General features: G+C 75.2%; 5 protein-coding genes. 4 read left to right on the top strand and 1 reads right to left on the bottom strand.

The window, feature by feature from the left end:
* Positions 1–509, top strand: a 509-nt coding sequence (locus D8M35_RS15515) for an adenylyltransferase/cytidyltransferase family protein (protein WP_238638270.1), incomplete at its 5' end; no start/stop codon positions are given.
* A 138-nt stretch (positions 510–647) separates the two neighbouring features.
* The gene (locus D8M35_RS15510; protein ID WP_058727890.1) at positions 648–1352 is read left to right on the top strand and encodes an SDR family oxidoreductase; all 705 of its coding nucleotides are present in this window, start codon (positions 648–650) and stop codon (positions 1350–1352) included.
* Positions 1353–1732: 380 nt separating this feature from the next.
* On the opposite strand, the gene D8M35_RS15505 is transcribed toward D8M35_RS15510, so the two are convergent.
* A complete protein-coding gene (locus D8M35_RS15505) occupies positions 1733–2854 on the bottom strand; it encodes a glycosyltransferase family 9 protein (protein ID WP_126892635.1) in 1122 nt (373 codons plus the stop codon).
* Positions 2855–3010: 156 nt separating this feature from the next.
* Here D8M35_RS15505 and D8M35_RS15500 point away from each other — a divergent pair, with 156 nt between their 5' ends.
* Together D8M35_RS15500 and D8M35_RS15495 are read left to right on the top strand one after the other, a co-directional pair.
* Complete coding sequence (locus tag D8M35_RS15500) at positions 3011–4435, top strand: aldehyde dehydrogenase (RefSeq protein ID WP_126892634.1); 1425 nt, start codon at positions 3011–3013, stop codon at positions 4433–4435.
* Positions 4432–4894: PfkB family carbohydrate kinase (locus D8M35_RS15495; RefSeq protein ID WP_238638269.1), on the top strand; the 463-nt coding region annotated here is incomplete at its 3' end. The genes D8M35_RS15500 and D8M35_RS15495, both read left to right, overlap by 4 nt.

Below are 4894 nucleotides of genomic sequence, written 5' to 3'. Positions count from 1 at the left end.
TGACCGCGCTCTTCGCCGACGACGGTCCCGCCCCGGTGCCCGTCCCCGGCGTCGACCGCGATGCACTGCGCGTCGTGCACGAGGTCCGCAGCGCCGGCGGGACCGTCGTCGCGACCGGCGGCTGCTTCGACCTGCTCCACGCCGGGCACGCCCGCACGCTCTCCGCCGCCCGGGCGCTCGGTGACTGCCTGGTCGTCTGCCTCAACTCGGACGACTCGGTCCGCGCCCTGAAGGGCCCGGAGCGACCGATCATGACGCAGGACGACCGGGTCGAGCTGCTGCTCGCACTCGACTGCGTCGACGCGGTGGTCGTCTTCGACGAGCACACTCCGGACGAGGCGCTCCGCCGCTTCCACCCGGACGTCTGGGCGAAGGGCGGCGACTACGCGGCCAGCGAGCTCCCCGAGGCGGCCACGCTCGCCGAGTGGGGCGGCCGGGTCGTCACCGTCCCGTTCCACCCCGGTCGGTCCACCACACGGCTCGCCGCCGCACTCGCCGCGGTCGGCTGACCCGAGCGACCCGACCACGTGACGGACGGGAGGCGCGGCGCACCGCCGCCACGCGCCTCCCGTCCGGCACCGGTCACCACACACGTCCCGTCGGCACCGCCGGCGGACCGGCACCACGCCACTCCCGGAAGGAAGTCCATGCCCGTCCCCACCACCCCCATCGGCCGCGTCCTCGTCACCGGCGGCGCCTCGGGTCTCGGCGCGGCGGTCGTCGCCGCGGTCGCCGAGGCCGGCGGCACCCCGATCGTCCTCGACCTGCGCGTCGACGGCGTGCCGGAGGGCACCGACGCCGTCGCCGTGGACGTCACGGACACCGAGGCGACCGAGCGCGCCGTCCGCGAGGCAGCCGAGCGCCACGGTGGCCTCGACGCCGTCGTGACCGCCGCGGGCATCGACAAGCCCGCCCCGATCGGCGGGATCTCCTCCGGCGACTGGGAGCGCATCGTCGGCGTGAACCTGCTCGGCACCGCCGCCGTCGTGCGCGCGGCGCTCCCCGCCCTCGAGGCGACGCACGGTCGCGTCGTGACGATCTCGTCGTCGCTCGCGCTGAAGGGCGTCGGCGACGGCACGGCCTACTCGGCGTCGAAGTTCGGCGTGCGTGGCTTCTCGCAGGCGCTGGCCGCCGAGACCGCCGGACGCATCGGCGTGACGAACATCATCCCCGCGGGCATGCGCACCGCGTTCTTCGAGGGCCGGACCGAGCAGTACAAGCCGGGTCCGGACGCGCAGCTCATCGAGCCGGAGTACGTGGCGAACTCGATCCTGTTCGCGCTGTCGCAGCCCGCCGGGTGCGAGATCCGCGAGCTGTCGATCATGCCGGCGACGGAGCCCAGCTGGCCGTAGGCACCCGCTTACGACGCGACGGGAGGCGCGGTGCCGCACGGCACCGCGCCTCCCGTCGCGTCCGTGGCCGGCCCGCTCCGTCGGTCGCCTCCGTCCGCCGAGCGGGCCAGATCTGTCACGCTCGGCACCGCCCGACGACGGATTGCGCCCGCACGACGGCACGCCTACGGCATGTCCTGCCCGGTCGGGGTCGTCCCCGTCTGCCCGGACTCGTTCGCGTCCGCTCGCTCCCGCCCTGCCGAGCGGGCCCGATCTGTCACGCTCGGCACCACCCGACGACGGATCCCGCCCGCACGACGCAACGCGCGTGGCAAGTCCGGCCCGCTCGCGCGGATCGCGGCGGGGCCGGAGCCGACTTCCGGGCGCACCCCAGCGCCGGCTCAGGCGACCGGTTCGGCTGCGCGCTCCCGAGGCCGCACCGTGGCGAGCAGGTCCTCGACGTCGGCGAGCACGGCCTCGGGCTGCACCTCGTCGACGTAGGACGGGTCGTGCTCGCAGCGCTCCGCGGTCCACCCGACCTGCGTGACGTCGACGCCGCACACCGGGCAGCGCGTCACGAAGGACATGTGCACCCGGTGCCGTCCGCGGTCGATCGGGCCCGCGTTCACGACGTTGCCGAACCAGAACACGCCGACCGTCGGCGTGCCGACCGCGACGGCGAGGTGTCGCGGGCCGGAGTCGTCGCCGACCATGACGTCGGCAGCGGCGAGCACCGCGGGGAGCTCGGTGAGCGGCAGGGCGTCGGTCAGGTCGTGCAGTCGGTCCTGCAGCGCCACCGGGACCGCCCCGCGGATCGCCTGCGCGGCAGGCACGTCGGTCGCGTCGCCGACGAGCACGACGTCGTCGCCGGCGTCGAGCCGCGCGGACACCACGGCCGCGAACCGCTCGGGGCTCCAGCGCCGACGTGGATCGGTCGCGCCCGGGTGCACCGCGACGAGGTGCCCGCGCACGTCGAGCCGGTCGCGCACGGCCTGCCGCTCCTCCTCGGTGACGTCCACCCGTGGGTCGAGGGTGACGGGCGCGGCACCGGCCAGGGACACGACCTCGAGCCCGCGGAGCACCTCGTGCTGGTAGTAGACGTAGCGGACCCAGCGCTCGAGCACCTCGGCGTCCTCGGTGGCGGTGCCGACGGTGTGCGGCGCGGCGAGGCGGAGCAGGAACGGGTTCGAGTTCCGACCGCCACCGTGCAGCTGGACGGCGAGGTCGAACCGGCCGCGCAGCCGCGACTCGAAGTCCTCGAGCGTGGGGGCCCCGTCGCCGGCGTCGCGCACGCCGGGGACGACCGGGAGCTCCTCGAAGGCATGCACGGCATCCGTCCGACCCCGCAGCAGCGCGGCGGCGGAGGGGCTGCCGAGCAGCGTGATGCGGGCGTCGGGGTACGCGGCGTGGAGCGCGTCGAGGGCGGGGACCGCGAACATCAGGTCTCCCAAGCCACCGCCGCGGAGCACCGCGATCTCCCGGACGTCGTCGAAGCGGTCTCCACCGTTGCCGATCAGTTGCACCAGACCCGTCTACCCGTTCCGAGCCGTGAGGACTGCCGGGCCGGACCGGGCGACGCGCCCCGCAGTGCGCTCCGCGGACCGAGGACGCGAAACCGGAGCCCCGCACAGGTGCCCCCGGGCAGCGTGGACCGGTACGCCCGTCTCCGGAAGGACACCATGAGCATCGCCACCCCGTCAGCGACCGCGACCGACACCGACCACCTGGTCGTCACCGACCCCGTCGACGGGTCGATCGCCACGACGACACCGCGCTCCACGCGCGAGGACGTCGTGAACGCGGTCGCGCGCGCACGGGCGGCCGCTCCCGGGTGGGCGCGCACCGCACCGGCGGAGCGCGGAGCCCTCCTGCACGCCGCAGCAGCACACCTCCGCGAGCATGCCCAGGAGCTCGCCGACCTGAACACCCGCGAGACCGGCAAGGTGCCCGGCGACGCGATGGGCGGTGTGCAGGCCGGCATCGGGACGCTGGTGCAGTACGCCGAGCTCGGCCCGGTCCACCGTGGCGAGGCACTTCGCGGGCAGTTCAGCGCCGCGGACTGGTCGGTCCCCCACCCCCGTGGCGTCGTGCTCGCCCTGACGCCGTGGAATGACCCGGTGGCCGTCGCCCTCGGCATCCTGGGCGCCGCGATCGTCACCGGCAACACCGTCGTGCACAAGGGCAGCGAGCGGTGCCCCGGCACGATCGCCCGCCTGAACGCGCTGCTCGCCGAGGTCCTGCCGGAGGGTGTCCTGGTCGGCGTCGACGGCGACGCCGCGACCGGTGAGGCGCTGCTCGAGCAGGACGGCATCGACGTCTACGCCCACGTCGGCTCCACCGCCACCGGCGACCGCCTCTCGGAGGTCGCCGCAGGGACGCGCGCACACGTCATCCGCGAGAACGGCGGCAACGACGCGGTCGTCGTCGACGCCGACGTCGACCCGACCTGGGCCGCCGCGCAGGTGGCACTCGGCGCCTTCGCCAACACGGGCCAGATCTGCACGAGCGTCGAGCGGGTCTACGTGCACCGCGACGTCGCCGAGGAGTTCACCGCCGCGCTCGTCGCCGAGGCCGAGCGCCGGACGGCGTCGTCCGCCGCCGAGTTCGGACCGCTCGTCGACGACCGGCTCCGCAGCACGGTGCAGGCGCACGTCGACGACGCCGTGCAGCGCGGCGCCGTGGTCCGGACGGGCGGCACGACCCCCGGAGGCGTCGGCACGTTCTACCCGGCCACCGTCCTGACCGACTGCACGGACGACATGCTCGTGGTGACCGAGGAGACCTTCGGTCCGATCGCACCGGTCCGGGTCGTCGAGTCGTTCGACGAGGGGCTGCGTCTCGCAGCGGCCGACCGGTACGGCCTCGCCGCGACGGTGCTCACCGGCGACACGGGCCACGCACTCCGTGCCGCTGCCGAGCTGCCCGTCGGCACCGTGAAGGTGAACGCCGTGTTCGGCGGCGCGCCGGGCGGCAGCGCCCAGCCCCGCGGGGCGTCGGGCGCCGGCTTCGGCTACGGCCCGCACCTGCTCGACGAGATGACGACCACCACCGTCGTCCACCTCGAAGCCGCTCCCGCCCGCACCACCACCGGAGGAAGCCGATGACCGCCGACGTCCGTCTCGTCCGCGACCTGGTCGCCTCGGTCGACGACCGCGAACCCCTCGTCGTCGTCGTCGGCGACTGCATCCTCGACCGCTGGACGGTGGGCGAGGCCGAGCGCGTCTCCCGTGAGGCGCCCGCTCCGGTCGTCCGCGTGACCGAGACCGTCGCCGTGCCGGGCGGTGCGGCGAACACCGCGGTGAACGCCCGCGCCCTCGGTGCCCGCGTCCGCATGGTCGGCCTGATCGGCGACGACGAGTCGGGCCGCGTGCTCCGCGAGCGGCTCGAGTCCGCCGGCGTGGACACGACGTACCTGGTCGAGGTCGAGGGTGCGCGCACCACGACGAAGTCGCGGGTGGTCGGCGGCGACCGCGTGGTCGTCCGCGTCGACGAGATCGCCGCCGTGCCGGACGCCCGTGCAGGAGCCCGGCTCGGCGAGGCGGTCGCCCGCGCGGTCCGCTCCG

This window comes from Curtobacterium sp. HSID17257, assembly GCF_003989515.1.
Taxonomy (GTDB): Bacteria; Actinomycetota; Actinomycetes; order Actinomycetales; family Microbacteriaceae; genus Curtobacterium.
This window is presented reverse-complemented; position numbering and strand designations above follow the sequence as displayed.

Coding starts and splice junctions, on each gene's coding strand:
- D8M35_RS15500 (WP_126892634.1), top strand. CDS start 3,011: ATGAGCATCGCCACCCCGTCAGCGACCGCGACCGACACCGACCACCTG.
- D8M35_RS15510 (WP_058727890.1), top strand. CDS start 648: ATGCCCGTCCCCACCACCCCCATCGGCCGCGTCCTCGTCACCGGCGGC.